General features: G+C 63.7%; 35 protein-coding genes. 31 read left to right on the top strand and 4 right to left on the bottom strand.

From position 1 onward, the window contains the following. The first annotated feature begins 21 nt into the window (after window positions 1-21). The 29 genes from fusA to rplQ all read left to right on the top strand — a co-directional run bounded on the left by fusA (window position 22) and on the right by rplQ (window position 18,173). Window positions 22-2,094: an elongation factor G gene (gene fusA, locus ACVW1B_RS17125; protein ID WP_092082422.1), complete on the top strand. Its 2,073-nt coding sequence runs from the start codon at window positions 22-24 to the stop codon at window positions 2,092-2,094. 39 nt (window positions 2,095-2,133) lie between these two features. Beyond that, the gene (gene tuf / locus ACVW1B_RS17120) at window positions 2,134-3,324 is read left to right on the top strand and encodes an elongation factor Tu (RefSeq protein ID WP_018272140.1); all 1,191 of its coding nucleotides are present in this window, start codon (window positions 2,134-2,136) and stop codon (window positions 3,322-3,324) included. An 86-nt stretch (window positions 3,325-3,410) separates the two neighbouring features. Then, window positions 3,411-3,719 (top strand): 30S ribosomal protein S10, encoded by a 309-nt coding sequence (rpsJ, locus tag ACVW1B_RS17115; RefSeq protein WP_002712302.1) that lies wholly within the window; start codon window positions 3,411-3,413, stop codon window positions 3,717-3,719. 54 nt (window positions 3,720-3,773) lie between these two features. Next, window positions 3,774-4,493 (top strand): 50S ribosomal protein L3, encoded by a 720-nt coding sequence (gene rplC / locus ACVW1B_RS17110; protein ID WP_253608215.1) that lies wholly within the window; start codon window positions 3,774-3,776, stop codon window positions 4,491-4,493. Window position 4,494: 1 nt separating this feature from the next. Then, window positions 4,495-5,115 (top strand): 50S ribosomal protein L4, encoded by a 621-nt coding sequence (gene rplD / locus ACVW1B_RS17105; RefSeq protein WP_016843745.1) that lies wholly within the window; start codon window positions 4,495-4,497, stop codon window positions 5,113-5,115. Beyond that, complete coding sequence (locus tag ACVW1B_RS17100) at window positions 5,112-5,411, top strand: 50S ribosomal protein L23 (RefSeq protein ID WP_028339313.1); 300 nt, start codon at window positions 5,112-5,114, stop codon at window positions 5,409-5,411. Before rplD ends, ACVW1B_RS17100 begins: the two co-directional genes overlap by 4 nt. A 12-nt stretch (window positions 5,412-5,423) precedes the next feature. Beyond that, window positions 5,424-6,257, top strand: coding sequence for a 50S ribosomal protein L2 (gene rplB / locus ACVW1B_RS17095; protein WP_021081655.1), 834 nt, complete (start codon window positions 5,424-5,426; stop codon window positions 6,255-6,257). A gap of 12 nt (window positions 6,258-6,269) precedes the next feature. Continuing rightward, the gene (gene rpsS / locus ACVW1B_RS17090; protein WP_028335459.1) at window positions 6,270-6,548 is read left to right on the top strand and encodes a 30S ribosomal protein S19; all 279 of its coding nucleotides are present in this window, start codon (window positions 6,270-6,272) and stop codon (window positions 6,546-6,548) included. A 10-nt stretch (window positions 6,549-6,558) separates the two neighbouring features. Then, the gene (rplV, locus tag ACVW1B_RS17085) at window positions 6,559-6,945 is read left to right on the top strand and encodes a 50S ribosomal protein L22 (protein ID WP_016843750.1); all 387 of its coding nucleotides are present in this window, start codon (window positions 6,559-6,561) and stop codon (window positions 6,943-6,945) included. Between the two features lie 20 nt (window positions 6,946-6,965). Further along, window positions 6,966-7,667, top strand: coding sequence for a 30S ribosomal protein S3 (gene rpsC, locus ACVW1B_RS17080; protein WP_016843751.1), 702 nt, complete (start codon window positions 6,966-6,968; stop codon window positions 7,665-7,667). 30 nt (window positions 7,668-7,697) lie between these two features. Further along, on the top strand, window positions 7,698-8,111 hold the full coding sequence (rplP, locus tag ACVW1B_RS17075; RefSeq protein ID WP_016843752.1) for a 50S ribosomal protein L16: 414 nt from the start codon (window positions 7,698-7,700) through the stop codon (window positions 8,109-8,111). Window positions 8,112-8,116: 5 nt separating this feature from the next. Next, window positions 8,117-8,323 (top strand): 50S ribosomal protein L29, encoded by a 207-nt coding sequence (gene rpmC, locus ACVW1B_RS17070; protein WP_016843753.1) that lies wholly within the window; start codon window positions 8,117-8,119, stop codon window positions 8,321-8,323. A 10-nt stretch (window positions 8,324-8,333) separates the two neighbouring features. Next, on the top strand, window positions 8,334-8,582 hold the full coding sequence (gene rpsQ / locus ACVW1B_RS17065) for a 30S ribosomal protein S17 (RefSeq protein ID WP_016843754.1): 249 nt from the start codon (window positions 8,334-8,336) through the stop codon (window positions 8,580-8,582). A 75-nt stretch (window positions 8,583-8,657) separates the two neighbouring features. Continuing rightward, complete coding sequence (gene rplN / locus ACVW1B_RS17060; protein ID WP_011473865.1) at window positions 8,658-9,026, top strand: 50S ribosomal protein L14; 369 nt, start codon at window positions 8,658-8,660, stop codon at window positions 9,024-9,026. Further along, window positions 9,026-9,340 carry a 50S ribosomal protein L24 gene (gene rplX, locus ACVW1B_RS17055; protein ID WP_016843755.1) on the top strand — a complete coding sequence of 105 codons (315 nt, stop codon included), beginning with the start codon at window positions 9,026-9,028 and terminating at the stop codon, window positions 9,338-9,340. The genes rplN and rplX overlap by 1 nt, the downstream gene beginning before the upstream one ends. Then, complete coding sequence (gene rplE / locus ACVW1B_RS17050) at window positions 9,333-9,890, top strand: 50S ribosomal protein L5 (protein WP_016843756.1); 558 nt, start codon at window positions 9,333-9,335, stop codon at window positions 9,888-9,890. The genes rplX and rplE overlap by 8 nt, the downstream gene beginning before the upstream one ends. 46 nt (window positions 9,891-9,936) lie before the next feature. Beyond that, the gene (rpsN, locus tag ACVW1B_RS17045) at window positions 9,937-10,242 is read left to right on the top strand and encodes a 30S ribosomal protein S14 (RefSeq protein ID WP_253608216.1); all 306 of its coding nucleotides are present in this window, start codon (window positions 9,937-9,939) and stop codon (window positions 10,240-10,242) included. 14 nt (window positions 10,243-10,256) lie between these two features. Beyond that, window positions 10,257-10,655 (top strand): 30S ribosomal protein S8, encoded by a 399-nt coding sequence (gene rpsH / locus ACVW1B_RS17040; protein WP_024578580.1) that lies wholly within the window; start codon window positions 10,257-10,259, stop codon window positions 10,653-10,655. A 14-nt stretch (window positions 10,656-10,669) separates the two neighbouring features. Continuing rightward, window positions 10,670-11,203 carry a 50S ribosomal protein L6 gene (rplF, locus tag ACVW1B_RS17035; RefSeq protein WP_028339311.1) on the top strand — a complete coding sequence of 178 codons (534 nt, stop codon included), beginning with the start codon at window positions 10,670-10,672 and terminating at the stop codon, window positions 11,201-11,203. A gap of 11 nt (window positions 11,204-11,214) precedes the next feature. Further along, window positions 11,215-11,574, top strand: coding sequence for a 50S ribosomal protein L18 (gene rplR / locus ACVW1B_RS17030; RefSeq protein WP_016843760.1), 360 nt, complete (start codon window positions 11,215-11,217; stop codon window positions 11,572-11,574). A gap of 58 nt (window positions 11,575-11,632) precedes the next feature. Next, window positions 11,633-12,208 (top strand): 30S ribosomal protein S5, encoded by a 576-nt coding sequence (rpsE, locus tag ACVW1B_RS17025; protein ID WP_016843761.1) that lies wholly within the window; start codon window positions 11,633-11,635, stop codon window positions 12,206-12,208. A 39-nt stretch (window positions 12,209-12,247) separates the two neighbouring features. Then, a complete protein-coding gene (gene rpmD / locus ACVW1B_RS17020) occupies window positions 12,248-12,439 on the top strand; it encodes a 50S ribosomal protein L30 (protein ID WP_028335461.1) in 192 nt (63 codons plus the stop codon). 21 nt (window positions 12,440-12,460) lie between these two features. Continuing rightward, window positions 12,461-12,946 (top strand): 50S ribosomal protein L15, encoded by a 486-nt coding sequence (gene rplO / locus ACVW1B_RS17015; protein WP_092082428.1) that lies wholly within the window; start codon window positions 12,461-12,463, stop codon window positions 12,944-12,946. 156 nt (window positions 12,947-13,102) lie between these two features. After that, window positions 13,103-14,437: a preprotein translocase subunit SecY gene (secY, locus tag ACVW1B_RS17010; RefSeq protein WP_057019546.1), complete on the top strand. Its 1,335-nt coding sequence runs from the start codon at window positions 13,103-13,105 to the stop codon at window positions 14,435-14,437. A 71-nt stretch (window positions 14,438-14,508) separates the two neighbouring features. Next, window positions 14,509-15,381 carry an adenylate kinase gene (locus tag ACVW1B_RS17005; protein WP_253608217.1) on the top strand — a complete coding sequence of 291 codons (873 nt, stop codon included), beginning with the start codon at window positions 14,509-14,511 and terminating at the stop codon, window positions 15,379-15,381. 189 nt (window positions 15,382-15,570) lie between these two features. After that, window positions 15,571-15,939, top strand: coding sequence for a 30S ribosomal protein S13 (rpsM, locus tag ACVW1B_RS17000; RefSeq protein ID WP_057019544.1), 369 nt, complete (start codon window positions 15,571-15,573; stop codon window positions 15,937-15,939). A 114-nt stretch (window positions 15,940-16,053) separates the two neighbouring features. Beyond that, window positions 16,054-16,443 carry a 30S ribosomal protein S11 gene (rpsK, locus tag ACVW1B_RS16995; protein WP_006021048.1) on the top strand — a complete coding sequence of 130 codons (390 nt, stop codon included), beginning with the start codon at window positions 16,054-16,056 and terminating at the stop codon, window positions 16,441-16,443. Window positions 16,444-16,562: 119 nt separating this feature from the next. Next, complete coding sequence (locus ACVW1B_RS16990) at window positions 16,563-17,594, top strand: DNA-directed RNA polymerase subunit alpha (protein ID WP_035631062.1); 1,032 nt, start codon at window positions 16,563-16,565, stop codon at window positions 17,592-17,594. A 162-nt stretch (window positions 17,595-17,756) separates the two neighbouring features. Continuing rightward, window positions 17,757-18,173 carry a 50S ribosomal protein L17 gene (gene rplQ / locus ACVW1B_RS16985; protein ID WP_016843769.1) on the top strand — a complete coding sequence of 139 codons (417 nt, stop codon included), beginning with the start codon at window positions 17,757-17,759 and terminating at the stop codon, window positions 18,171-18,173. A gap of 48 nt (window positions 18,174-18,221) precedes the next feature. On the opposite strand, the gene ACVW1B_RS16980 is transcribed toward rplQ, so the two are convergent. Continuing rightward, on the bottom strand, window positions 18,222-19,256 hold the full coding sequence (locus ACVW1B_RS16980) for an IS30 family transposase (protein WP_253608218.1): 1,035 nt from the start codon (window positions 19,254-19,256) through the stop codon (window positions 18,222-18,224). A 243-nt stretch (window positions 19,257-19,499) separates the two neighbouring features. Here ACVW1B_RS16980 and ACVW1B_RS16975 point away from each other — a divergent pair, with 243 nt between their 5' ends. After that, window positions 19,500-20,294, top strand: coding sequence for an SDR family NAD(P)-dependent oxidoreductase (locus ACVW1B_RS16975; RefSeq protein ID WP_076831371.1), 795 nt, complete (start codon window positions 19,500-19,502; stop codon window positions 20,292-20,294). Window positions 20,295-20,300: 6 nt separating this feature from the next. Further along, window positions 20,301-20,597, top strand: coding sequence for a DUF1330 domain-containing protein (locus tag ACVW1B_RS16970; protein ID WP_225646166.1), 297 nt, complete (start codon window positions 20,301-20,303; stop codon window positions 20,595-20,597). On the opposite strand, the gene ACVW1B_RS16965 is transcribed toward ACVW1B_RS16970, so the two are convergent. The 3 genes from ACVW1B_RS16965 to ACVW1B_RS16955 all read right to left on the bottom strand — a co-directional run bounded on the left by ACVW1B_RS16965 (window position 20,598) and on the right by ACVW1B_RS16955 (window position 24,024). Beyond that, window positions 20,598-21,725, bottom strand: a complete 1,128-nt coding sequence (locus tag ACVW1B_RS16965; RefSeq protein ID WP_253608219.1) for a hypothetical protein — start codon at window positions 21,723-21,725, stop codon at window positions 20,598-20,600. Window positions 21,726-21,742: 17 nt separating this feature from the next. Next, window positions 21,743-22,822, bottom strand: coding sequence for an ecdysteroid 22-kinase family protein (locus tag ACVW1B_RS16960; RefSeq protein ID WP_253608220.1), 1,080 nt, complete (start codon window positions 22,820-22,822; stop codon window positions 21,743-21,745). A 188-nt stretch (window positions 22,823-23,010) separates the two neighbouring features. After that, window positions 23,011-24,024, bottom strand: a complete 1,014-nt coding sequence (locus ACVW1B_RS16955; protein ID WP_253608221.1) for a zinc-binding alcohol dehydrogenase family protein — start codon at window positions 24,022-24,024, stop codon at window positions 23,011-23,013. Window positions 24,025-24,114: the final 90 nt, after the last annotated feature.

The raw sequence follows: 24,114 nt of genomic DNA, 5'->3' as shown, positions 1-24,114 counted from the left end.
CGGAATTTAAGGAACAGTCTCATGCCCCGCCAACATGCCATCGAGGACTACCGCAACTTCGGTATCATGGCGCATATCGACGCCGGCAAGACCACGACCACCGAACGCATCCTGTATTACACCGGCAAGAGCCACAAGATCGGCGAAGTGCACGAGGGTGCCGCGACGATGGACTGGATGGAGCAGGAGCAGGAGCGTGGCATCACGATCACCTCGGCTGCGACCACCGCGTTCTGGAACGGCAAGCGCCTGAACATCATCGACACCCCCGGCCACGTCGACTTCACCATCGAGGTCGAGCGTTCGCTGCGCGTGCTCGACGGCGCCGTTTGCGTCCTCGACTCCAACCAGGGCGTCGAGCCGCAGACCGAGACCGTCTGGCGCCAGGGCGACAAGTACAAGGTTCCGCGCATCGTCTTCGCCAACAAGATGGACAAGACCGGCGCCGACTTCTTCAAGTGCCTGTCCGACATCGTCGACCGCCTCGGCGCCAAGCCGATCGCGATCCAGCTGCCGATCGGTGCCGAGAACAACTTCAAGGGTCTCGTCGACCTCGTGAAGATGAAGGGCGTCATCTGGAACGATGAATCGCTCGGCGCCAAGTTCGACTATGTCGACATTCCGGAAGATCTGGTCGAGCAGGCCAAGGAGTATCGCGAGAAGATGGTGGAAGCCGCCGTCGAGCTCGACGACGACGCTTTGGCTGCCTTCCTCGACGGCAAGGAGCCGGACGAGGCGACCCTGAAGCGCCTGATCCGCAAGGCCGTGCTGACCGGCGCGTTCTATCCGGTGCTGTGCGGCTCCGCGTTCAAGAACAAGGGCGTGCAGCCGCTGCTCGACGCCGTCGTCGACTATCTGCCGTCGCCGATCGACGTGCCCGCGATCAAGGGTACCGACGATGACGGCAACGAAGTCGTGCGCAAGGCGGACGACAAGGAGCCGCTGGCGCTGCTCGCGTTCAAGATCATGGACGACCCGTTCGTCGGCACCATCACCTTCTGCCGCATCTACTCCGGCATCCTGCAGTCGGGCACCGGCGTGGTGAACTCGACCCGCGAGAAGAAAGAGCGTATCGGCCGCATGCTGCTGATGCATGCGAACAACCGCGAAGACATCAAGGAAGCCTATGCCGGCGACATCGTCGCGCTGGCCGGCCTGAAGGAAGCGCGCACCGGTGACACGCTGTGCGATCCCGACAAGCCGGTGATCCTCGAGAAGATGGAATTCCCGGAGCCGGTGATCGAGATCGCGATCGAGCCGAAGTCGAAGGCCGACCAGGAAAAGCTCGGCGTGGCGCTTGCCAAGCTCGCCGCGGAAGATCCGTCGTTCCGCGTGTCGACCGACCAGGAGTCCGGCCAGACCATTCTCAAGGGTATGGGCGAACTGCATCTCGACATCAAGGTCGACATTCTCAAGCGCACCTACAAGGTCGACGCCAACATCGGCGCGCCGCAGGTGGCGTTCCGCGAACGCGTGACCAAGAAGGCCGAAGTCAAGTACACCCACAAGAAGCAGACCGGCGGTACCGGTCAGTTCGCCGAAGTGTCGATCGTCGTCGAGCCGAACGAGCCCGGCAAGGGCTATGAGTTCGAGTCGAAGATCGTCGGCGGTGCGGTGCCGAAGGAATACATCCCCGGCGTCGAAAAGGGCCTCAACAGCGTGATGGGCTCCGGTGTCGTTGCCGGCTTCCCGGTCGTGGACGTCAAGGTGCAGCTGGTCGACGGCAAGTATCACGACGTCGACTCGTCGGCACTGGCGTTCGAAATCGCATCGCGGGCTGCGTTCCGCGAAGCGTTGACGAAGGGCAAGTCCGTTCTGCTCGAGCCGATCATGAAGGTCGAGGTGGTGACCCCGGAAGACTACACCGGTTCGGTCATCGGCGACCTGAATTCCCGGCGTGGCCAGATCCAGGGCCAAGACATGCGCGGCAACGCCAACGTCATCAACGCGATGGTGCCGCTCATGAACATGTTCGGTTACGTGAACAACCTGCGCTCGATGAGCCAGGGTCGCGCGACCTTCACCATGCAGTTCGATCACTACGCCGAAGCTCCGGCGAACGTGTCGGCTGAAGTCCAGAAGAAGTTTGCCTGATTGTCGTTGATGGCAGTCAACGATTGAACGGAGAGTCAAATGGCCAAAGCTAAATTCGAACGTAACAAGCCCCACTGCAACATCGGCACCATCGGTCACGTCGACCATGGCAAGACCTCGCTGACCGCAGCGATCACCAAGGTGCTCGCAGAAACCGGCGGCGCGACGTTCACCGCCTACGACCAGATCGACAAGGCGCCGGAAGAGAAGGCCCGCGGCATCACGATCTCGACCGCTCACGTCGAGTACGAGACGACCAACCGCCACTACGCCCACGTCGACTGCCCCGGCCACGCCGACTACGTGAAGAACATGATCACCGGTGCCGCCCAGATGGACGGCGCGATCCTGGTCGTGTCGGCTGCTGACGGCCCGATGCCGCAGACCCGCGAGCACATCCTGCTCGCCCGCCAGGTCGGCGTGCCCGCGCTCGTCGTGTTCCTCAACAAGTGCGACATGGTCGACGATCCGGAGCTGCTCGAGCTCGTCGAGCTCGAAGTCCGCGAGCTGCTCTCGAAGTACGAATTCCCGGGCGACAAGATCCCGATCATCAAGGGCTCGGCGCTCGCCGCCCTCGAAGACAAGGACAAGAAGCTCGGCCACGACGCCATCCTCGAGCTGATGCGCAATGTCGACGAGTACATCCCGCAGCCGGAGCGTCCGATCGACCAGCCGTTCCTGATGCCGGTTGAAGACGTGTTCTCGATCTCGGGCCGCGGCACCGTCGTCACCGGCCGTGTCGAGCGCGGCGTGATCAAGGTCGGCGAGGAAATCGAAATCGTCGGTATCCGCGACACCCAGAAGACCATCGTCACCGGCGTCGAAATGTTCCGCAAGCTGCTCGATCAGGGCCAGGCCGGCGACAACATCGGTGCACTGCTCCGCGGCACCAAGCGCGAGGAAGTCGAGCGTGGCCAGGTGCTGTGCAAGCCCGGTTCGGTCAAGCCGCACACCAAGTTCAAGGCTGAGGCTTACATCCTCACCAAGGAAGAGGGCGGTCGCCACACCCCGTTCTTCACCAACTACCGTCCGCAGTTCTACTTCCGCACCACCGACGTGACCGGTGTCGTGCACCTGCCGGAAGGCACCGAGATGGTGATGCCGGGTGACAACATCGCGATGGAAGTGCACCTGATCGTGCCGATCGCGATGGAAGAGAAGCTGCGCTTCGCGATCCGCGAAGGCGGCCGCACCGTCGGCGCCGGCGTCGTCGCCGCGATCATCGAGTAACTACGCGAATAGGGAATGGCGAGTAGCGAGTGGGTCACTCCATTCGCTATTCGCTACTCGCCACTCACTAAAGAAAGAATACGGCAATGAACGGCCAAAATATTCGCATCCGTCTCAAGGCGTTCGACCATCGAATCCTCGATACGTCGACCCGCGAGATCGTGAACACGGCGAAGCGCACCGGTGCGCAGGTTCGCGGACCGATTCCGCTGCCGACCCGCATCGAGAAGTTCACCGTCAACCGTTCGCCGCACGTTGACAAGAAGAGCCGCGAGCAATTCGAGATGCGCACCCACAAGCGCCTCCTCGACATTGTCGACCCGACCCCGCAGACCGTCGATGCGCTGATGAAGCTCGACTTGGCCGCCGGTGTCGACGTCGAGATCAAGCTCTAAGGTTTTGGATTTTTACGTCCGCCGCTTGCGGACAGAAAGACAGGAAGCACGCCGATGCGCTCCGGAGTGATCGCACAAAAGGTCGGGATGACGCGGGTCTTTACGGAGACCGGCGAGCATATCCCTGTGACCGTGCTGAAGTTGGGCAACTGCCAGGTGCTGGGCCACCGCACGACCGAGAAGAACGGCTATGTCGCTCTTCAGCTCGGCTCGGGCGCCCGCAAGACCGTGTACATGCCCAAGGCCGAACGTGGCCAGTTCGCGGTCTCCAAGGTCGAGCCGAAGCGCAAGGTCGCCGAGTTCCGCGTGTCCGAGGATGCGCTGATCCCGGTCGGCGCGGAAATCCAGGCGGACCATTTCGTGGTCGGCCAGTTCGTCGACGTGACCGGTACCTCGATCGGTAAGGGCTTCGCCGGCGGCATGAAGCGCTGGAATTTCGGCGGTCTGCGCGCCACCCACGGTGTGTCGATCTCGCACCGTTCGATCGGTTCGACCGGTGGCCGTCAGGACCCCGGCAAGACCTTCAAGAACAAGAAGATGCCCGGTCACATGGGCGTCGACCGCATCACCACGCTCAATCTGCGCGTGGTTTCGACCGACGTCGAGCGCGGCCTGATCCTCGTCGAAGGCGCCGTTCCCGGCTCCAAGGGCGGCTGGATCTCGGTGCGCGACGCGGTCAAGAAGCCGCTGCCGAAGGACGCCCCGAAGCCCGGCAAGTTCAAGGTTGCAGGTGGCGAAGCTGCCGAGGCTGTGGCCGAGCAGGAGGGCGTGTGAGATGGAATTGAAAGTCACGACCCTTGAAGGCAAGGACGCCGGATCCGTCGAGCTCTCGGACGCGATCTTCGGTCTCGAGCCGCGCGCCGACATCATCCAGCGCTGCGTGCAGTGGCAGCTGAACAAGCGTCAGGCCGGCACCCACAAGGCCAAGGGCCGCGCCGAGATCTGGCGCACCGGCAAGAAGATGTACAAGCAGAAGGGCACCGGCGGCGCCCGTCACGGCTCGGCCCGCGTGCCGCAGTTCCGCGGCGGTGGCCGTGCGTTCGGTCCGGTCGTTCGCTCCCATGCGACCGACCTTCCGAAGAAGGTGCGCGCGCTCGCGCTCAAGCATGCGCTCTCGGCCAAGGCCAAGGACGGCGGGCTGATCGTGATCGACAATGCGCAGCTCGAGGCCGCCAAGACCAAGGCGCTGCTCGGCCACTTCTCCGGCCTCGGACTGACCAACGCGCTGATCATCGACGGCGCCGAGCTGAACGCCGGTTTCGCGACCGCGGCCCGGAACATTCCGAACATCGACGTGCTGCCGATCCAGGGCATCAACGTCTACGACATTCTCCGCCGCCAGAAGCTGGTGCTGACCAAGGCTGCGGTTGATGCGCTGGAGGCGCGCTTCAAATGAAGAACATCGATCCGCGCCACTACGACGTCATCATCTCTCCCGTCGTGACGGAAAAGGCGACGCTCGCCTCCGAGCACAACAAGGTGATGTTCAAGGTCGCCGGCAAGGCGACCAAGCCGCAGATCAAGGAAGCGGTCGAGAAGCTGTTCGACGTCAAGGTGAAGAGCGTCAACACTCTCGTTCGCAAGGGCAAGACCAAGGTGTTCCGCGGCAATCTCGGCTCGCAGTCGGACACCAAGCGCGCGATCGTGACCCTGGAAGAGGGCCACCGCATCGACGTGACTACCGGACTATAAGGCGCAACGACGATGGCATTGAAAACCTACAATCCCACGACGCCGGGCCAGCGCCAGCTGGTCATGGTCGATCGTTCGGCGCTCTACAAGGGCAAGCCGGTGAAGACCCTGACCGAGGGCAAGCTCGGCAACGGCGGTCGCAACAACACCGGTCGCATCACCGTGCGTTTCCGCGGCGGCGGCCACAAGAAGGCCTACCGCACCGTCGACTTCCGCCGCGACAAGGTGGACATGCCGGCGGTCGTGGAGCGGCTCGAGTATGATCCGAACCGCACCGCGTTCATCGCGCTGATCAAGTATCAGGACGGTGAGCTGGCCTACATCCTGGCGCCGCAGCGTCTGGCGGCGGGCGACACCGTCGTCGCCGGCAACTATGTCGACGTCAAGCCGGGCAACGTCATGCCGCTCGGCAACATGCCGGTCGGCACGATCGTGCACAACATCGAGCTGAAGATCGGCAAGGGCGGTCAGCTGGCGCGCTCCGCCGGCACCTACGCCCAGATCGTCGGCCGCGACCAGGACTACGTGATCGTCCGCCTGAACTCGGGCGAGCAGCGTCTGGTGCACGGCCGTTGCCGCGGCACGATCGGCGCGGTCTCCAACCCGGATCACATGAACATCTCGATCGGCAAGGCCGGTCGTACCCGCTGGCTCGGCTGGCGTCCGCACAACCGCGGCGTTGTCATGAACCCGATCGATCACCCGCACGGCGGTGGTGAAGGTCGTACCTCGGGCGGTCGCCACCCGGTTACTCCGTGGGGCAAACCGACCAAGGGCAAGAAGACCCGCACCAACAAGTCGACCAACAAATTCATTCTCCTCAGCCGCCACAAGCGGAAGAAGTAAGGAACGCCGGACATGGTTCGTTCAGTCTGGAAAGGCCCGTTCGTCGAGGGTTCTCTGCTCAAGAAGGCAGATGCCGCGCGCTCGTCCGGCCGTCACGACGTCATCAAGATCTGGAGCCGCCGCTCGACCATCCTGCCGCAGTTCGTCGGCCTGACGTTCGGCGTCTATAACGGCCACAAGCACGTGCCGGTGGCAATCAACGAGGAAATGGTGGGTCACAAGTTCGGCGAGTTCTCGCCGACCCGGACCTTCCACGGCCATTCGGGCGACAAGAAAGCCAAGAAGGCTTGAGGATTAACCGATGAGCAAACCAAAGCGCGAACGTAGCCTCGCGGACAATGAGGCTAAGGCCGTCGCCCGCATGCTGCGCGTCAGCCCGCAGAAGCTCAACCTGGTGGCGCAGCTGATCCGCGGCCGCAAGGCGTCCGCTGCGCTCGCCGACCTGCAGTTCTCGCGTAAGCGGATCGCGGTCGATGTCAAGAAGTGCCTGGAATCGGCGATCGCGAACGCCGAGAACAACCATGACCTCGAGGTTGACGATCTGGTCGTCGCCGAGGCGCATGTCGGCAATGGCATCGTGATGAAGCGTTTTGCTCCGCGCGGCCGTGGCCGTTCGGGCCGTGTGTTCAAACCGTTCTCGCACCTGACCATCGTGGTTCGTCAGGTCGAGGCCGAGGCAAGCGCCTAAGAAGGGCGCAGGAGAAGACGATGGGTCAAAAGATCAATCCAATCGGGCTGCGTCTCGGCATCAACCGGACCTGGGACTCCCGTTGGTTCGCCGGCAAGCAGGAATACGGCAAGCTGCTGCACGAGGACGTCAAGATCCGCGAGATCCTGCACAAGGAGCTCAAGCAGGCGGCCGTCGCCCGCATCGTGATCGAGCGTCCGCACAAGAAGTGCCGCGTGACGATCCACTCGGCCCGTCCGGGCGTCGTGATCGGCAAGAAGGGCGCCGACATCGACAAGCTGCGCAAGAAGGTTGCCGACATCACCTCGTCGGACGTCGTGATCAACATCGTCGAAATCCGCAAGCCTGAGCTCGACGCGACCCTGGTCGCTGAATCGATCGCCCAGCAGCTCGAGCGCCGCGTCGCGTTCCGCCGCGCCATGAAGCGCGCCGTGCAGTCGGCGATGCGTCTCGGTGCCGGTGGCATCCGCATCAACTGCTCGGGCCGTCTCGGCGGCGCCGAAATCGCGCGCATGGAGTGGTACCGCGAAGGTCGCGTGCCGCTGCACACGCTGCGCGCCGACGTCGACTACGGCGTTGCCACCGCGTTCACGACCTTCGGCACCTGCGGCGTCAAGGTCTGGATCTTCAAGGGCGAGATCCTCGAGCACGATCCGATGGCCCAGGACAAGAAGATGGCCGAAGGCGACAGCACGCCGCGTTCGCGCCGCGACGCCGCTTGAGGCAAAGCAGGAATTTGAGGGCTTAAAGCCATGATGCAACCTAAGAAAACGAAGTTCCGGAAGGCGCATAAGGGCCGTATCCACGGCGTTGCGACCTCTGGCGCGACGTTGGCGTTCGGCCAGTTCGGCCTGAAGGCGATGGAGCCTGAGCGCGTCACCGCCCGTCAGATCGAAGCCGCCCGCCGCGCGCTGACCCGTCACATGAAGCGCGCCGGCCGCGTCTGGATCCGCGTGTTCCCGGACGTGCCGGTGTCGAAGAAGCCCGCCGAAGTCCGCATGGGCTCCGGCAAGGGTGCCCCGGAATTGTGGGTGGTCCGGATCAAGCCGGGCCGCGTGATGTTCGAGATCGACGGCGTGCCGGTGCAGACCGCGAAGGAAGCGCTGTCGCTCGCCGCCGCCAAGCTGCCGATCAAGACGCGCTTCGTTGCGCGCATTGCGGAGTAATCGCCATGGCCGAGATGAAAGTTGAAGACATTCGCGCGATGAGCGACGACCAGCGGGAAGACGCGATCCTGAATCTGAAGAAGGAACGCTTCAACCTGCGTTTCCAGCGCGCCACCGGGCAGCTGGAGAACACCTCGCGGATGCGGGAAGCCCGCCGCGATATCGCTCGTATCAAGACCATCGCTGCCCAGCAGCGCGCGAAGAAGAAGTAAGGGGCCAGCTATGCCGAAACGTACTCTGCAGGGCGTGGTCGTCAGCGACAAGCAAGCCAAGACCATCGTGGTGCGCGTCGATCGCCGCTTCACCCACCCGATCTACAAGAAGACGATCCGCCGTTCCAAGAACTACCACGCGCACGACGAGAACAACCAGTTCAAGCCGGGCGACATGGTCTGGATCGAGGAATCGAAGCCGATCTCGAAGCTGAAGCGCTGGACCGTGGTCCGGGGCGAACACAAGAAAACGGCCTGATTACTTCGGCTTGGCCGAGGAAATTCAGGGAAATTTTGAGCGCGCTAAAGCGCAGAAAGAGGACGAGGTGCATCAATGATTCAGATGCAGACCAACCTCGACGTGGCCGATAATTCAGGCGCACGCCGTGTCATGTGCATCAAGGTTCTTGGAGGTTCCAAGCGCCGCTATGCCACCGTGGGCGACGTTATCGTTGTGTCGATCAAGGAAGCCATTCCGCGTGGCAAGGTGAAGAAGGGCGACGTGATGAAGGCCGTCGTGGTCCGGGTCCGCAAGGACATCCGCCGCGCCGACGGTTCGGTCATCCGCTTCGACCGCAACGCCGCCGTGCTGATCAACAATCAGTCCGAGCCGGTCGGCACCCGTATCTTCGGGCCGGTGCCGCGCGAGCTGCGCGCCAAGAACCACATGAAGATCATTTCGCTCGCGCCGGAGGTGCTGTGATGGCTGCCAAGATCCGCAAGGGCGACAAGGTGATGGTGCTCACCGGCCGCGACAAGGGTCGCACCGGCGAGGTGTTCGAGGTGCGTCCGGACGAGAACAAGGCGCTCGTTCGCGGCATCAACATGGTGAAGCGTCACCAGAAGCAGACCCAGACCCAGGAAGGCGGCATCATCTCCAAGGAGATGCCGATCGACCTTTCGAACATTGCGTATGTCGGCAAGGACGGAAAGCCGACCCGCATCGGGTTCAAGATTCAGGCCGATGGCAAGAAGGTTCGTGTTGCCAAGAGCTCGGGAGCAGAGATCGATGGCTGATACAGCTTACACGCCGCGTCTGCGCGCGGAGTATGACAAGAAGATCCGCGGCATGATGACCGAGAAGTTCGGTTATGCCAACGTGATGCAGGTGCCGCGCCTCGACAAGGTCGTGCTCAACATGGGCGTCGGCGATTCGGTCAACGACCGCAAGAAGGCCGAGACCGCCGCTGCCGAGCTGACCCAGATCGCCGGCCAGAAGGCGATCGTGACCTATTCGCGGATCGCGATCGCGACCTTCAAGCTGCGTGAGAACCAGCCGATCGGCTGCAAGGTCACGCTGCGCAAGACCCACATGTACGAGTTCATCGACCGCCTGGTGAACGTGGCGCTGCCCCGCGTCCGTGACTTCCGCGGCCTGAACCCGAAGAGCTTCGACGGCCGCGGCAACTATTCGCTCGGCATCAAGGAGCACATCATTTTCCCCGAGATCGACTTCGACAAGGTCTCGGAAGCGCGTGGCATGGACATCACGGTCTGCACCACCGCCAAGACCGACGACGAGGCGCGCGCCTTGTTGACCGCTTTCAATTTCCCGTTCCGGCAGTGAGTAGCTGAACCAAAGCCACTCAAACGCGGATACCCAGGAGCCAAGCATGGCAAAGAAGAGTTCAGTCGAGAAGAACAACCGGCGCAAGCGGATGGCGAAGAACGCTGCTCCGCAGCGCGCGAAGCTGAAGGCGATCATCGCCGACAAGACCAAGCCGATGGAAGAGCGCTTCGCCGCGACGCTGAAGCTCGCCGAGATGCCGCGCAACTCGTCGCCGACGCGCATCCGCAACCGTTGCGAGCTGACCGGGCGCCCGCGCTCGAACTATCGCAAGAACAAGCTCTCGCGCATCGCGCTGCGTGAACTCGGCTCCAAGGGCCTGGTTCCCGGCCTAGTGAAGTCGAGCTGGTAAGGAGGGTCGGAACCATGTCTACGCACGATCCGATCAGCGATCTCATCACCCGCATCCGCAACGCGCAGATGCGCTCCAAGTCCAAGGTCTCGACCCCCGGCTCGAAGATGCGCGCCAACGTGCTCGAGGTGCTGAAGTCCGAGGGTTACATCCGCGGCTACGCCAGCGTCGAGCATGCCTCGGGCCGCAGCGAGCTCGAGATCGAACTGAAGTATTTCGACGGCGAGCCCGTCATCCGCGAGATCGAGCGGGTGTCGAAGCCGGGCCGCCGCGTTTACGCCTCGGTGAAGAACCTGCCGCGCGTGAACAACGGTCTCGGCATTTCGGTGTTGTCGACGCCGAAGGGAATCATGGCTGACCACCAGGCGCGCGACGCCAACGTGGGCGGCGAAGTTCTCTTCACGGTGTTCTGAGGAAGGATTTTACGATGTCACGTATCGGCAAAAGGCCGGTGGCGATCCCGTCGGGTGTGACGGCGACCGTCGAGGGCCAGACCGTCAAGGTGAAGGGGCCGAAGGGCCAGCTTCAGTTCGTCGTGCATGACGACGTCGAGGTGAAGTTCGAGAACGGCCAGGTCAAGGTCGCTCCGCGGATCAAGACCAACCGCGCGCAGGCGATGTACGGCACCGCGCGCGCGCAGGTCGCCAACCTCGTCGAGGGCGTCACCAAGGGCTTCGAGAAGAAGCTCGAGATCACCGGCGTCGGCTACCGCGCCGCGATGCAGGGCAAGAACCTGCAGCTCGCGCTCGGCTACAGCCACGACGTGGTGTACGCGATCCCGGAAGGCATCACCATCGCGGTGCCGAAGCCGACCGAGATCACGATCACCGGCAACGATCCGCAGCGCGTCGGCCAGGTCGCCGCCGAGATCCGCGCCTACCGTCCGCCGGAGCCCTACAAGGGCAAGGGCGTGAAGTACGCCAACGAATTCATCTTCCGCAAGGAAGGCAAGAAGAAGTAACGGAGCCGGTCATGTCACTCAAGGTTACGAATGCCCGGCGCAAGCAGCGCGTGCGCCTTGCGCTTCGCCGCTCGGCAGGCGGCCGTCCGCGGCTGTCGGTGTTCCGCTCGTCCAAGCACATCTACGCCCAGGTCATCGACGACCAGAAGGGCGAGACGCTCGCTTCCGCCTCGTCGCTGGAGAAGACCATGCGCGACGCCGGCAAGACCGGCGCCGACATCGATGCGGCAAAGGCGGTCGGCAAGCTGCTCGCCGAGCGCGCGGCGCAGAAGGGTGTCAAGGAAGTCGTGTTCGATCGCGGCGCCTACATCTATCACGGGCGCGTCAAGGCGCTCGCGGATGCGGCGCGCGAAGGCGGATTGAGCTTCTAAACTTTACGAACGATGACGAGGAAAGAGGCGCAAGGCCTCCTAGAGATTGGAAAACACCATGGCAGGTGAACGCGAACGCGGCGGACGCGAACGGAGCAGGGAGCGCGAGGAGCGCGACAGCGAGTTCGTCGACAAGCTCGTCCACATCAATCGCGTGGCGAAGGTCGTCAAGGGCGGCAAGCGCTTCGGCTTTGCGGCGCTGGTCGTGATCGGCGACCAGAAGGGCCGGGTCGGTTTCGGCCACGGCAAGGCGCGCGAAGTTCCGGAAGCGATCCGCAAGGCGACCGAATCGGCGAAGCGCAACCTGACGCGCGTCGCGCTTCGCGAAGGCCGCACGCTGCATCACGACATCGCCGGCCGTCACGGCGCCGGCCGCGTCTACCTGCGTGCCGCTCCGGCCGGTACCGGCATCATCGCCGGCGGCCCGATGCGCGCGGTGTTCGAGACGCTCGGCATCCAGGACGTGGTGGCGAAGTCGATCGGCTCGTCGAATCCCTACAACATGGTTCGCGCGACGTTCGACGCGCTGAAGCATCAGGACTCGCCGCGCTCGGTGGCGGCACGCCGCAACATCAAGGTCTCCACCCTGCAGTCGCGCCGCGTCGGCGGCGACGCCGAAGTGGTGGCGGAATAACAACGCGCGCTTCTCGAAGCGCTATTCGGAGTTACTGTCATGGCCAAGGCCAGCAAGACCATCAAGGTCGAGCAGATCGGCAGCGCAATCCGCCGCCATCACTCGCAGCGTTCGACGCTGATCGGCCTCAAGCTCAACAAGATCGGCCGGGTTGCCGAGCTGCAGGATACCCCTGAAGTTCGCGGCATGATCAGCAAGGTTCAGCATCTCGTCCGCGTCGTCGGCGAGTAAGCAGAGATAAGGAGAAGGGCGATGAAGCTCAGCGATATCGCCGACAACGCCGGCTCGCGCAAGAAGCGCATGCGTGTCGGCCGTGGCATCGGTTCCGGCAAGGGCAAGACCTCGGGTCGCGGCGGCAAGGGCCAGACCGCGCGTTCGGGCGTCCGCATCAAGGGTTTCGAAGGCGGCCAGATGCCGATGCATCGCCGTCTGCCGAAGCGCGGCTTCAACAACATCTTCCGGCTCGACTTCGCCGAGATCAATCTCGACCGTCTGCAGGAAGCGATCGACAACAAGCTGGTCGATGCGAGCGCGACGGTGAACGCCGAATCGCTGGTCAAGGCCGGCGTGCTGCGCCGCGCCAAGGACGGCCTGCGGCTGCTCGGCCGCGGCGAGATCAAGACCAAGCTGACCATCGAGGTGCACGGCGCTTCCAAGTCGGCCATTGCCGCGGTCGAGAAGGCCGGCGGCTCGGTCAAGATCCTGGCCCCCGCCAAGGAAGAAGGCGAGGCGGCGTAACATCTGCGTCATTGCCCGCGACGCGCGGGCAATCCGCAGATCGAATGATGGACTTATCGAGGCCGAGCACCAGATAATGTCCGGTGTCTGCCGGCGCCCAGGGAATTGATCTCTTTGGGGGCGCCGGCGAATGGGGCTCCGGGAGAAAGCCGAAACATGGTCTCAGCAGCCGAACAACTTGCCGCCAACCTCAATTTCGGACAGCTGGCGAAAGCCGACGAGCTGAAGAAGCGCATCTGGTTCACCCTGGGTGCGCTGCTTGTTTATCGGCTCGGCACCTACATCCCGCTGCCCGGCATCGATCCCAACATCTGGGAGCAGGTGTTCCGCAGCCAGTCCGGCGGCATCCTCGGCATGTTCAACATGTTCGCCGGCGGCGGCATCCACCGCATGGCGATCTTCGCGCTCAACATCATGCCGTACATCTCGGCATCGATCATCGTGCAGCTGCTGACCACCGTGTCGCCGCAGCTCGAGGCGCTCAAGAAGGAAGGCGAGGCGGGCCGCAAGACGCTGAACCAGTACACCCGCTATCTGACCGTGATCCTGGCGCTGTTCCAGTCCTATGGCATCGCGATCGGCCTCGAAGGCGCCGGTAATGTCGTCAGCGACCCCGGCATGTTCTTCCGGATCTCGACCGCGATCACGCTGACCGGCGGCACCATGTTCCTGATGTGGCTCGGCGAGCAGATCACCTCGCGCGGCATCGGCAACGGTATCTCGCTGATCATCCTGTCCGGCATCGTCGCCGAGCTGCCGTCGGCGCTCGCCAACATGCTGGAACTGGGCCGCCAGGGCGCGATGTCGACCGGCCTGATCCTGATCGTCATCGTGATGGCGGTCGCCGTGATCGCCTTCATCGTGTTCATGGAGCGCGCGCAGCGCCGGCTTTTGATCCAGTATCCGAAGCGCCAGGTCGGCAACAAGATGTTCGAGGGCCAGTCCTCGCATCTGCCGCTCAAGCTCAACACCTCGGGCGTGATTCCGCCGATCTTCGCCTCGTCGCTGCTGCTGCTGCCGACCACGGTCGCGAACTTCAACGCCGGCAAGGGGCCGGAATGGTTCCAGTGGATCACGACCCAGCTCAGCCACGGCCGGCCGCTGTTCCTGTTCATGTATCTCGCGCTGATCGTGTTCTTCGCGTTCTTCTACACCGCGATCGTGTTCAATCCGACCGAGACTGCGGACAACCTGAAGAAGCATGGCGGCTTCATCCCGGGCATCCGGCCCGGCGAGCGCACCGCCGAGTACATCGACTATGTGCTGTCGCGCATCACGGTGCTCGGCGCGGTCTATCTCGCGATCGTCTGCCTGATTCCTGAAATTCTGATTTCCTACGCATCGGTCCCGTTCTACTTTGGCGGCACCTCGCTGTTGATCGTCGTCAGCGTGACGATGGATACGGTGTCGCAGGTGCAGGGCTATCTGCTCGCTCATCAGTATGAGGGGTTGATCAGGAAGTCGAAGCTCAGGGGAGGCCGCCGCCGCTGATCGCGGCTTGGCTTCGAACTCAAAACACAGGTGTGCGGACGTCGCCCACCTAGCCGGGGGGCGAAACAGATATGAGATTGATCCTTTTGGGGCCGCCGGGCTCGGGCAAGGGAACCCAGGCGCAGCGGCTGGTGCACAAGCACGGCATCGTCCAGCTCTCGACCGGTGAGATGCTGCGCGCTGCGGTCGCCGCGGGCACGCCGGTCGGCCTACAGGCCAAGGAGATCATGGCCAATGGCGGCCTGGTTCCAGACGAGGTCGTGGTGGGAATCATCGCCGACCGGATCGAGGAGCCCGATGCCAAGAAGGGGTTCATTCTCGACGGCTTCCCGCGCACTGTGCCGCAGGCCGAGGCGCTCGACGATCTGCTCCGGAAAAAGCACCTCAAGCTCGACGCGGTGGTTGAGCTCCGCGTCAACGAGAGCGCGCTGCTCGCCCGCGTTGAGAAGCGTGCCGAGGAAACCCGCACGCGCGGCGAGGAAGTCCGCCTCGACGACACGCCGGAAGTGCTGACCAAGCGCCTGGCGCAGTACCGTTCGCTGACGGAGCCGCTGATTCACTATTATTCGGAGCGGCGGAAGCTCCTGACGGTCGATGGCATGATGACCATCGAGCACGTCACCCGCGAGATCAACCGGATCCTGACCGCGCTCGGCGCGCTGGAACCCAGGGAACACGAGGATCGCGTCCCCAAGACGGCTAAAAAGGCCGCCAAGGCGGCCATGAAGGCCAGCAAGAAGGCAGCTAAACCAGCCCAAAAGGCCGCTAAATCGGCCCGGAAGGCTGCCAAGGCGCCCTCCAAGGCCAAAGCGGCCAAGAAAACCGTGAAGAAAGCCGCGAAGAAGGCGGTAAAGAAGGCCGCCCGCGCCGCGAAAGCCCGCAAGGGAGCAAAGACCGCCAAAAAGGCGGCAAAAAAGCTCACGAAAAAGCGAGCTAAACGCTAGGAGCGGTTGACGAAACCGACATGAATCCTTTAATAAGCCCCGCATCCAAGTTGGATAGTTTGATGACGATGCCGGGCCCCGAAGGACATGAGGGGAGGGCGTCGTGTTCGCGTTTGTGGACACAAGCCCGAGAGAGCAAGCACTTGAGAAGCCCGTATCCGTGATGGATCGGCGACAGGAGAGAAGTCCGTGGCCCGTATTGCCGGCGTCAACATTCCTACCAACAAGCGCGTCCTGATCGCGCTTCAGTACATCCATGGCATCGGCCAGAAGAACGCGGCCGACATCATCGAGAAGGTCAAGATCCCGCTGGACCGTCGCGTCAACCAGTTGACCGACCAGGAAGTCCTGCAGATCCGCGAAGTGATCGACCGCGACTATCTGGTCGAGGGCGACCTCCGTCGTGAGGTCGGCATCAACATCAAGCGGCTGATGGACCTCGGCTGCTACCGCGGCCTGCGTCATCGCCGCGGTCTGCCGGTGCGCGGCCAGCGCACCCACACCAATGCGCGCACGCGCAAGGGGCCGGCCAAGGCGATCGCCGGCAAGAAGAAGTAAGTTTTGCGAATTGCAGGTGGGGAGTAGCGAATGGAAATTCGCTACTCGCCATTTGCGTTTTGAGGTGTAGCCGCTGGCACTACGGCGGCGTCGAGATCACAGGAAAGGTTTGAAATGGGCAAGGAAGCCACCCGCGTACGCCGCCGCGAACGCAAGAACATCGCCTCCGGCATCGCGCACGTGAATTCGTCGTTCAACAACACGACCATCACCATCACCGACGCGCAGGGCAACACCATTGCCTGGTCGTCGGCCGGCACCATGGGCTTCAAGGGCTCGCGCAAGTCGACCCCCTATGCCGCGCAGGTCGCGGCGGAAGACGTCTCCAAGAAGGCGCAGGAACACGGCATGCGCACGCTGGAGGTTGAAGTGGCCGGCCCGGGTTCGGGCCGTGAGTCGGCGCTCCGTGCGCTGCAGGCTGCGGGCTTCACCGTCACCTCGATCCGCGACGTGACCACCATCCCGCACAATGGCTGCCGTCCGCGCAAGCGTCGGCGCGTTTGATCTGTAAGTCGTGGGCGGCCTCTGGCCGCCCTGCGATGGTTTTTGGAATTGACCGCGCGGACTGATCCGCGATCTCCAACGCCGGGTTCGGCCATTCGATTTGGCCCTGTGACCGGCAAATGGGTGAAACAGTGACGATCCAGAAAAATTGGCAAGAACTCATTCGACCGAACAAGCTGCAGGTGACGCCGGGCTCGGACGCGAGCCGGTTCGCCACCGTGGTCGCCGAACCGCTCGAGCGTGGCTTCGGCCAGACGCTCGGCAACGCGCTGCGCCGCATCCTGTTGTCCTCGCTGCAGGGCGCGGCGGTGCAGTCGGTGCATATCGACGGCGTGTTGCACGAGTTCTCCTCGATCGCCGGTGTCCGTGAAGACGTCACCGACATCGTCCTCAACATCAAGGACATCTCGATCAAGATGCAGGGCGAAGGCCCGAAGCGCATGGTCGTGAAGAAGCAGGGCCCGGGCGCCGTCACCGCCGGCGATATCCAGACCGTCGGCGATGTCACGGTGCTCAACCCCGACCTGCAGCTCTGCACGCTGGACGACGGCGCCGAGATCCGCATGGAGTTCACGGTCACGACCGGCAAGGGCTATGTCGCCGCCGAGCGCAACCGTCCCGAGGATGCTCCGATCGGCCTGATCCCGGTCGACAGCTTGTTCTCGCCGGTCCGCAAGGTCTCCTACAAGGTCGAGAACACCCGCGAGGGCCAGATCCTCGACTACGACAAGCTGACCATGACGATCGAGACCAACGGCGCGATCACGCCGGAGGACGCGGTGGCCTACGCCGCGCGCATCCTGCAGGATCAGCTCAACGTGTTCGTCAACTTCGAAGAGCCGCGCAAGGAAGTCACGCAGGAGATCATCCCCGATCTCGCGTTCAACCCGGCGTTCCTCAAGAAGGTCGACGAGCTCGAGCTGTCGGTGCGTTCGGCAAACTGCCTGAAGAACGACAACATCGTCTACATCGGCGACCTCGTGCAGAAGTCGGAAGCGGAAATGCTCCGTACTCCGAACTTCGGCCGCAAGTCGCTGAACGAAATCAAGGAAGTGCTGGCCCAGATGGGTCTGCACCTCGGCATGGAAGTGCCGGGCTGGCCGCCGGAGAACATCGACGAGCTCGCCAAGCGCTTCGAGGATCACTACTAAGCTTTGGTCATTCCGGACGTCGCGAAGCGGCGATCCGGAATCTCGAGATTCCGGGTTCGGCTCTGCGAGTCGCCCCGGAATGACGTCCGGGCGAACGCAGGATGCCCACCTGCAAAACTTGTCGCTGAACCACCGCGGCAGAATTGAAGAAGGAAGAAGTCAATGCGTCACGGCAAGGTTCATCGGAAGCTCAACCGCACCGCCGAACACCGGCGTGCGATGTTCGCCAACATGGCGGCCGCGCTGATCAAGCACGAGCAGATCGTCACCACGCTGCCGAAGGCCAAGGAGCTGCGGCCGATCGTCGAGAAGCTCGTCACCCTCGGCAAGAAGGGCGGCCTTGCCCTGCGCCGTCAGGCGATCTCGGAGCTGCGCGACGTCGACCAGGTCAAGAAGCTGTTCGACACGCTGGCGACCCGCTACAAGGACCGCCAGGGCGGCTACACCCGCATCATCAAGGCCGGCTTCCGCTACGGCGACAACGCGGCGATGGCCGTGATCGAGTTCGTCGACCGCGACGTCGACGCCAAGGGCCAGGACTCCGGTCCGGCGCAGGACAAGGAAGCCGAGGCGGCGTAAGCCCCGCTTCGCGCCAGGATTTGAAAGCGGCGCCTTCGGGCGCCGTTTTTATTTGGTGGCCACGCTCCATCCCCGTCGTCCTGGCGAAAGCCAGGAGGTGGATTCACATTCGAAGTGCAACACTTGAGCAAAGGACGCGGCAGGCGTGCGGTAGTCAAGGCATTTGCGCGGGGTGTTGTTGTAGGCGGCGATGAACTGGCGGAACCTGGCGGTCGAGAGGGTTAGAAGATCCGTCTTGCGGGGAATAAAGCGGCGCATCCTGCCGATGGCGTTCTCGATGCCACCCTTCTGCCAGGGGGCATGGGGATCGCAGAAGAAGGTCGCGATCGAGAGGCGGTGCAGCGCCAGGTGACCGGCGAACTCGGTGCCGTTGTCGAAGGTAACGCTCTGGCGCAGCTCTTGTGGAAGGGGCGCGAAGAAGCCCACGAGATGGCGGGCGACACCGCGCGCGACCTTGCTGGCAAGGCGGATGCCGAGCAGCAGCCGCGAGGTGCGCTCGTGCACGGTCAGCACGGCCTGACCGTATTTCGAGAACATCATCAGGTCGGCCTCCCAGTGTCCGGGCACGCTGCGGTCGGCCGCTTCGAGCGGCCGATTTGCCAAGGGTACACGGCCTTCGATGAAGCTTGCGGGGCTGCCGCCCCGCTTGCCGCGGCAGCCGCGCTTGCTCTTGGCGCGCGGCAGATAGCGCCGCCAGTTGAAGTCCGTGGTGCGCCTGAGTTGGCCATAGATGAAGCGGTAGATGGTCTCGTGGGAGATCACCTTGCGCCCGTGCTCGCGGGCCAGCCGGCCAGCGACCTGCTCGGGCGACCAGCCGCGGCGAAGGCGTTGCAACACCGCGCGGCGCAGGCCGGGCTCCCGTTCGAGGCGTCCGCCCGTCCAGCGCCGCGCTCGCATCTGGTGCTGGGCATAGCTCGGCTTGTAGCCGACCTGGCTCCCCCGATTGCGCCTCAGTTCCCGAGAGATCGTTGATGGCGAGCGATCCAGAGCTGCCGCGATTTGCCGGACCGAGCTGCCATTGGCCGATAGGCAGGCAATCTCGCATCGGTCGTCCAGAGAGAGCTGCTTGTAAGTCCGCCCCATGGCAACACCTCCTCAAGGAAGTGTTGCACTTCGTTTGTGAACTCAGGGGACCCATTACCCCAAATCTAAATTGTTGCGCGACGCTGGGGCTCAAATCCTTCTCATAATCACCTGCGGTGGTAATGGGTCCTGGCTTTCGCCAGGACGACGAGGTGTGTTCTATTTCCTCACGCATCGGTGAGATGCAATTGCGGCGCTGCATGCCGCGCCCGATATGTCCGTCGACATCAATGGAGATGACAGATGAAAATCGACCTTTCCGGAAAGACTGCGCTGGTGACCGGCTCGACCGCGGGCATTGGCAATGCCATCGCAAGGGGGCTGGCCGAGACCGGCGCCGAGGTCGTCGTCAACGGCCGCGGTCAGGCCAAGGTCGATGCCGCGATTGCCGCGATCACGAAGGCAGTACCGGACGCAAAGCTCCGCGGCATTGCCGCCGACGTCTCGACCGCGGCGGGCTGCAAGGCGCTGCTCGCGGCGCTGCCGGACGTCGACATCCTCGTCAACAATGCCGGCATCTTCGAGCCGAAGCCGTTCTTCGACATTCCCGACGAGGACTGGAGCCGCTTCTACGAGGTCAATGTGATGTCGGGCGTCCGGCTGTCGCGCGGCTACATGCAGGGCATGCTGAAGCGCAACTGGGGCCGCATCGTCTTCATCTCCTCGGAGTCCGGCCTCAACATTCCGACCGAGATGATCCATTACGGCATGACCAAGACCGCGCAGCTTGCGATCGCGCGCGGGCTCGCCGAGCTGACCAAAGGCACCGCCGTGACCGTCAACTCGGTGCTGCCCGGACCGACCATGTCCGAAGGCGTCGAGACCTTCGTCAAGGATCTCGCCAAGCAGAACGGCCAATCGGTCGAGGAGGCGGCCTCCAACTTCGTCAAGCAGCACCGGCCGACCTCGCTGCTGCAGCGCTTTGCCAGCACCGAGGAGATCGCCAATCTCGTGGTCTATGTCTGCTCCAGGCAGGCATCCGCGACCAACGGCGCCGCGCTGCGCGCCGAAGGCGGCATCGTCAACACCATCGCATGAGGCCGCATGCCGGCCTATGTGATCTCCGAGGTCGAGATGCGGGACGCCGCGGCGTTCGAGGCCTATCGCACGCTGGCGGCGAACACCATCGCAAAATATGGCGGGCGCTACGTCGTGCGCGGCGGCACAGTCGAGGTGGTGGAGGGCGGTCCACCACCGAACGCGATCGTCATCGTCGAATTTCCGACCATGGCGCGCCTGCGCGAATGGTATGCGTCACCGGAATATGCCGAAGCGTTGAAGCTTCGCGCAACCGCGCTGGAGCGACGCCTGCTGTTCGTCGAGGGCGTGCCGCCGACCTAGCTATCCCTTCGCGCCGTCGAGAAACTCGCTGAAGCCTGCGGGACGGTAGGGACCGAAGCAAATCTGCTCCAGAACGCCGATCCCCGTCCGGCTGCCCTGGCGGGCGCGGACCACCTGCTGGACGTGCACATTCTCGCGGGCCAGCGGATCCAGCGTCGATGGATCGAGCGACTCGCCGCCGATCTCGAGCTCGCCCTTCCACATGCCCTGGCCCCATTGCGGATGGCCGTAGCCGAGGCCCTTCATCTGGAATTTGAGGATCGGGTCGAGCGCGATGGTCGTGGTGTGGCCGTCGATATCGACGAGGTCGATTTCAGCCGACTGCGCCAGCCGGGTGTGCGGCACGTATTTGACGCGATGCCGCGCGGTCGCCATGCGGCGGTCGAGGCCGTCGACCACGCCGGGAATCTCGGCCTCGCATCGGTAGAGCGGCGCGGTGATGCCCTCGCGGACCAGCGCCTCGCCCTGCGTCCCGTCGAAGAAGATCGCGTGCGAAATGTGGTCGTCCCAGACCAGCGGCGCCCAGAGGAAGAACACGCTCGGCGGCGGCATCGGCGCGCCTCCGACGTCGCGTTCGCCGACATTGCGCACGCCCCAGGAGCGATCCTTGGTGCCGTAGCAGGTGCGATCGTCGACCTTGATCCCGCCGTCGGGGTGGCTGATGACACCGCTCCAGCGGCCGAACTGGTCGAACCGGGTCGAATCCATCGCGCGGCGGCCGCCCGACCAAAGCGTCTGGCGCGCTTCCTGGATCGCGGCGGTGCGCGCGGAGAAGGTCAGGTCGCAGGCGAGGCCCGTCGCATTGTCGTCGAGCACGACCCGGGTCCGCAGCATCGGCTCGAGCACTTCGAGCCTGAACGGACCGACCTGCATCTCGGTGCGCTCGAGCGGGGCGCGCCGCGAGCCGTAAAAGCAGTGCTGCCGTCCGCCGCGTTCCACGACGCTGAAGGCGCAATCGAGGATCTTGCGGTGCGGGTAGATCGCAATGCCGATCCCGAAATAATACGCGCCGTCGGCGGTGTAGCCGTTGAACCAGGTCCGGTCATAGACATTGCGGTCGCTGGTCGAGGGAACCGCGATCGGCTCCGGCGTCTGGTGGATGGGGAAATCGTCCAGTTTGTTGAGCACGCCGATCCCTTTCGCTGTCAGTCCTTCCAGTATGAAAAGCTGTCGTGGTCCAGGGCTTGCGCGCAGGCGCCGCGGGTCATTTTCAGGAACAGCGCGTCGCCGCGCTCGGAGCGCTGGACGCTGAGCGCGGAGACCACGCCCATCATGATGCCGTGCAGCGTGTAGCGCCGGTAATCCTGCCAGCAACGATCCCAGTCGTAGTCCCGCACGCCGCGCCGGATCAGTTCCGAATGATAGAACCGCACCAGGTCGGCTTCATGAAGCCGCCGTTCGATCGGGTCGATGCCGGCCGAGAGGAAATAGGCGACGTCGACGATTCCTGGGCCCACTGTCAGCGTCTGCCAGTCCAGCGTCGCCATCGGATGGGTATTGCCGCGGACGTCGAACAGCATGTTGTCGAGCCGGAAATCCGCATGCTGGAGGGTTCGCGGCGCCGATCGATCGGACTGGTAGCGCAATAGCGCGTCCGGAAGCCGGTCGATCAGATCAAGGAATTCAGGCTCGATCACGCCGCGATATCGCTCCTTGTAGTGACCGATGATGCCGGGCAGCACCGAGCGAAGGTCTCTGCGCCGGCTTGCGGCCATCACGAAGCATTGCACCGCATCGAGGCTCGGGTCATTCCATCGCGGCGCATGCAACGCCGCGGCCTCGGTCATGGCGATCTGGCAGTCGGCGATCGAGCATCCGGCGAGCTGATCGCCCGGACGTGCGGGCGCGAGGTCCTCCAGGATCAGGGTGAAGTCGTCGGTCGCCGGATCAATCTCGGCAAGAATCGGCCGGGGGGTGTGAATGGCGACGGTGGCGGCCAGCTCGCGATAGAATGCGACCTCGCGGACGTAAAGCGTGTGCGCGGAACCGGAGCGGCGGCTGTCGGGATCTGCGGCCGGGAATTTGCCGACGACGCTCAAAGGAGCGTTCGGCTCGTCACCGTCATAGGTCACACGAAATCGATAGCTGTCGCCGACGAGGCCATTGCCGACCGGCTTGCAGGCGAGATCGACGACCCTGACCTGGTCGATCACACCGGCTTCGCGCAGCGCCCGCGTCATCCACTCCGGATCGATCCGCGACGGATCGGCCGTGAGCAAACTCATCGGTTTCCTCCCATCCCCGTGGGCGTCACCACCGCTCCGGCCGCGTCCTGCGCGGCCGGATTGAGGACGGGGTGATCGTTGCGCAAATCATACAGGCGCTGGCGGCTTTGGCAAAAGCCACCCGCCGGCCTGTGGGGATATCATGCCCGGGATGTTGCCTGGGCATGAGGAAGCGGACGTTAGGAGCCTTACCAGCCCTCGAGCACGATCTTGCCGCGTGACTTGCCGCTTTCCAGCAGAGCGTGGGCGCGCTTGAGGTTGGCGGCGTTGATGGTACCGAAGGTCTGGTCGAGCGTGGTGCGCAGCACGCCCTTGTCGATCAGGTCGGCGACATCGTTGAGCAGATGATGCTGCGCGATCATGTCGGGTGTCTGGAACGAGGAGCGCGTGAACATCGATTCCCAGTGCACCGAGACCGCCTTGCCCTTGAACGCGGCGACGTTGAATTCCGGCGGATCGTCGATCAGGCCGAACTTGCCCTGCGGCGCGATGAAGTCGGCGATCGACTTGTAGTGCTGGTCGGTGAAGGTGAGGCTGGCGACGAGGCCGACCGGCGGCAGCCTCAAGCTCTCGATCTGCTCCTTCATCGGCTGCGAGTGGTCGATCACCGCATGGGCGCCGAGATCGCGGCACCACTTTTGCGACTCCGGCCGCGTTGCTGTCGCAACCACGGTCAGTCCGGTCAGGCGGCGCGCAAGCTGGATCAGGATCGAGCCGACACCGCCGGCGCCGCCGATGATCAGAAGCGTGCGCGGATCGAGGCTCTTGCCCGGCACCGCGCCGAGCCGGTCGAACAGCAGCTCCCACGCGGTGATCGAGGTCAGGGGCAGGGCGGCGGCCTGCGCGAATGACAGCGACGCCGGCTTGTTGCCGACGATGCGTTCATCGACCAGATGAAATTCCGAATTGGTGCCCTGGCGCAGGATCGAGCCCGCGTAAAACACCTCGTCGCCGGGCTTGAAGAGCGAGACGTCGGGCCCGACCGCGTCGACCACGCCGGCCGCATCGAAGCCGAGGATCTTGTATCCGCCGTCGGTCGGCGCCGCGCGCTTGCGCACCTTGTAGTCGACCGGATTGGCCGAGATGGCCTTTACCGCGACGCGGATGTCGCGCCCCTTCGGCTCGGGCTTGGCGATCTCGAAATCGACGAGCGAATCCGCCGCCTCGATCGGCAGCGATTTTTGGTATCCGACGGCCTTCATGCCTGGTCTCCGTGGTGGGCGATTGCCTGCCGATTAACTGTCGCGCTGGCTTCCATTTGGCAAGTACTGTAAAAACAGGGAACTAGTCCC

Source organism: Bradyrhizobium sp. USDA 4502 (assembly GCF_054063355.1).
This window is presented reverse-complemented; position numbering and strand designations above follow the sequence as displayed.

Bases quoted from the DNA above. Each gene is read 5' to 3' on its own strand.
- rpsS (WP_028335459.1), top strand. From the start codon at position 6,270: ATGGTTCGTTCAGTCTGGAAAGGCCCGTTCGTCGAGGGTTCTCTGCTC.
- rpsQ (WP_016843754.1), top strand. From the start codon at position 8,334: ATGCCGAAACGTACTCTGCAGGGCGTGGTCGTCAGCGACAAGCAAGCC.
- rpsH (WP_024578580.1), top strand. From the start codon at position 10,257: ATGTCTACGCACGATCCGATCAGCGATCTCATCACCCGCATCCGCAAC.
- ACVW1B_RS16975 (WP_076831371.1), top strand. From the start codon at position 19,500: ATGAAAATCGACCTTTCCGGAAAGACTGCGCTGGTGACCGGCTCGACC.
- rpsK (WP_006021048.1), top strand. From the start codon at position 16,054: ATGGGCAAGGAAGCCACCCGCGTACGCCGCCGCGAACGCAAGAACATC.
- rplQ (WP_016843769.1), top strand. From the start codon at position 17,757: ATGCGTCACGGCAAGGTTCATCGGAAGCTCAACCGCACCGCCGAACAC.
- rplP (WP_016843752.1), top strand. From the start codon at position 7,698: ATGATGCAACCTAAGAAAACGAAGTTCCGGAAGGCGCATAAGGGCCGT.
- ACVW1B_RS16960 (WP_253608220.1), bottom strand. From the start codon at position 22,822: ATGAGTTTGCTCACGGCCGATCCGTCGCGGATCGATCCGGAGTGGATG.
- rpsJ (WP_002712302.1), top strand. From the start codon at position 3,411: ATGAACGGCCAAAATATTCGCATCCGTCTCAAGGCGTTCGACCATCGA.
- rplR (WP_016843760.1), top strand. From the start codon at position 11,215: ATGTCACTCAAGGTTACGAATGCCCGGCGCAAGCAGCGCGTGCGCCTT.
- ACVW1B_RS17005 (WP_253608217.1), top strand. From the start codon at position 14,509: ATGAGATTGATCCTTTTGGGGCCGCCGGGCTCGGGCAAGGGAACCCAG.
- rplO (WP_092082428.1), top strand. From the start codon at position 12,461: ATGAAGCTCAGCGATATCGCCGACAACGCCGGCTCGCGCAAGAAGCGC.
- fusA (WP_092082422.1), top strand. From the start codon at position 22: ATGCCCCGCCAACATGCCATCGAGGACTACCGCAACTTCGGTATCATG.
- ACVW1B_RS17100 (WP_028339313.1), top strand. From the start codon at position 5,112: ATGAAGAACATCGATCCGCGCCACTACGACGTCATCATCTCTCCCGTC.
- rplB (WP_021081655.1), top strand. From the start codon at position 5,424: ATGGCATTGAAAACCTACAATCCCACGACGCCGGGCCAGCGCCAGCTG.
- ACVW1B_RS16980 (WP_253608218.1), bottom strand. From the start codon at position 19,256: ATGGGGCGGACTTACAAGCAGCTCTCTCTGGACGACCGATGCGAGATT.
- rplD (WP_016843745.1), top strand. From the start codon at position 4,495: ATGGAATTGAAAGTCACGACCCTTGAAGGCAAGGACGCCGGATCCGTC.
- rplX (WP_016843755.1), top strand. From the start codon at position 9,026: ATGGCTGCCAAGATCCGCAAGGGCGACAAGGTGATGGTGCTCACCGGC.
- rplC (WP_253608215.1), top strand. From the start codon at position 3,774: ATGCGCTCCGGAGTGATCGCACAAAAGGTCGGGATGACGCGGGTCTTT.
- rplE (WP_016843756.1), top strand. From the start codon at position 9,333: ATGGCTGATACAGCTTACACGCCGCGTCTGCGCGCGGAGTATGACAAG.
- tuf (WP_018272140.1), top strand. From the start codon at position 2,134: ATGGCCAAAGCTAAATTCGAACGTAACAAGCCCCACTGCAACATCGGC.
- ACVW1B_RS16955 (WP_253608221.1), bottom strand. From the start codon at position 24,024: ATGAAGGCCGTCGGATACCAAAAATCGCTGCCGATCGAGGCGGCGGAT.
- rplN (WP_011473865.1), top strand. From the start codon at position 8,658: ATGATTCAGATGCAGACCAACCTCGACGTGGCCGATAATTCAGGCGCA.
- ACVW1B_RS16990 (WP_035631062.1), top strand. From the start codon at position 16,563: ATGGGTGAAACAGTGACGATCCAGAAAAATTGGCAAGAACTCATTCGA.
- rplF (WP_028339311.1), top strand. From the start codon at position 10,670: ATGTCACGTATCGGCAAAAGGCCGGTGGCGATCCCGTCGGGTGTGACG.
- rplV (WP_016843750.1), top strand. From the start codon at position 6,559: ATGAGCAAACCAAAGCGCGAACGTAGCCTCGCGGACAATGAGGCTAAG.
- rpmD (WP_028335461.1), top strand. From the start codon at position 12,248: ATGGCCAAGGCCAGCAAGACCATCAAGGTCGAGCAGATCGGCAGCGCA.
- rpsE (WP_016843761.1), top strand. From the start codon at position 11,633: ATGGCAGGTGAACGCGAACGCGGCGGACGCGAACGGAGCAGGGAGCGC.
- rpmC (WP_016843753.1), top strand. From the start codon at position 8,117: ATGGCCGAGATGAAAGTTGAAGACATTCGCGCGATGAGCGACGACCAG.
- rpsC (WP_016843751.1), top strand. From the start codon at position 6,966: ATGGGTCAAAAGATCAATCCAATCGGGCTGCGTCTCGGCATCAACCGG.
- secY (WP_057019546.1), top strand. From the start codon at position 13,103: ATGGTCTCAGCAGCCGAACAACTTGCCGCCAACCTCAATTTCGGACAG.
- ACVW1B_RS16970 (WP_225646166.1), top strand. From the start codon at position 20,301: ATGCCGGCCTATGTGATCTCCGAGGTCGAGATGCGGGACGCCGCGGCG.
- rpsN (WP_253608216.1), top strand. From the start codon at position 9,937: ATGGCAAAGAAGAGTTCAGTCGAGAAGAACAACCGGCGCAAGCGGATG.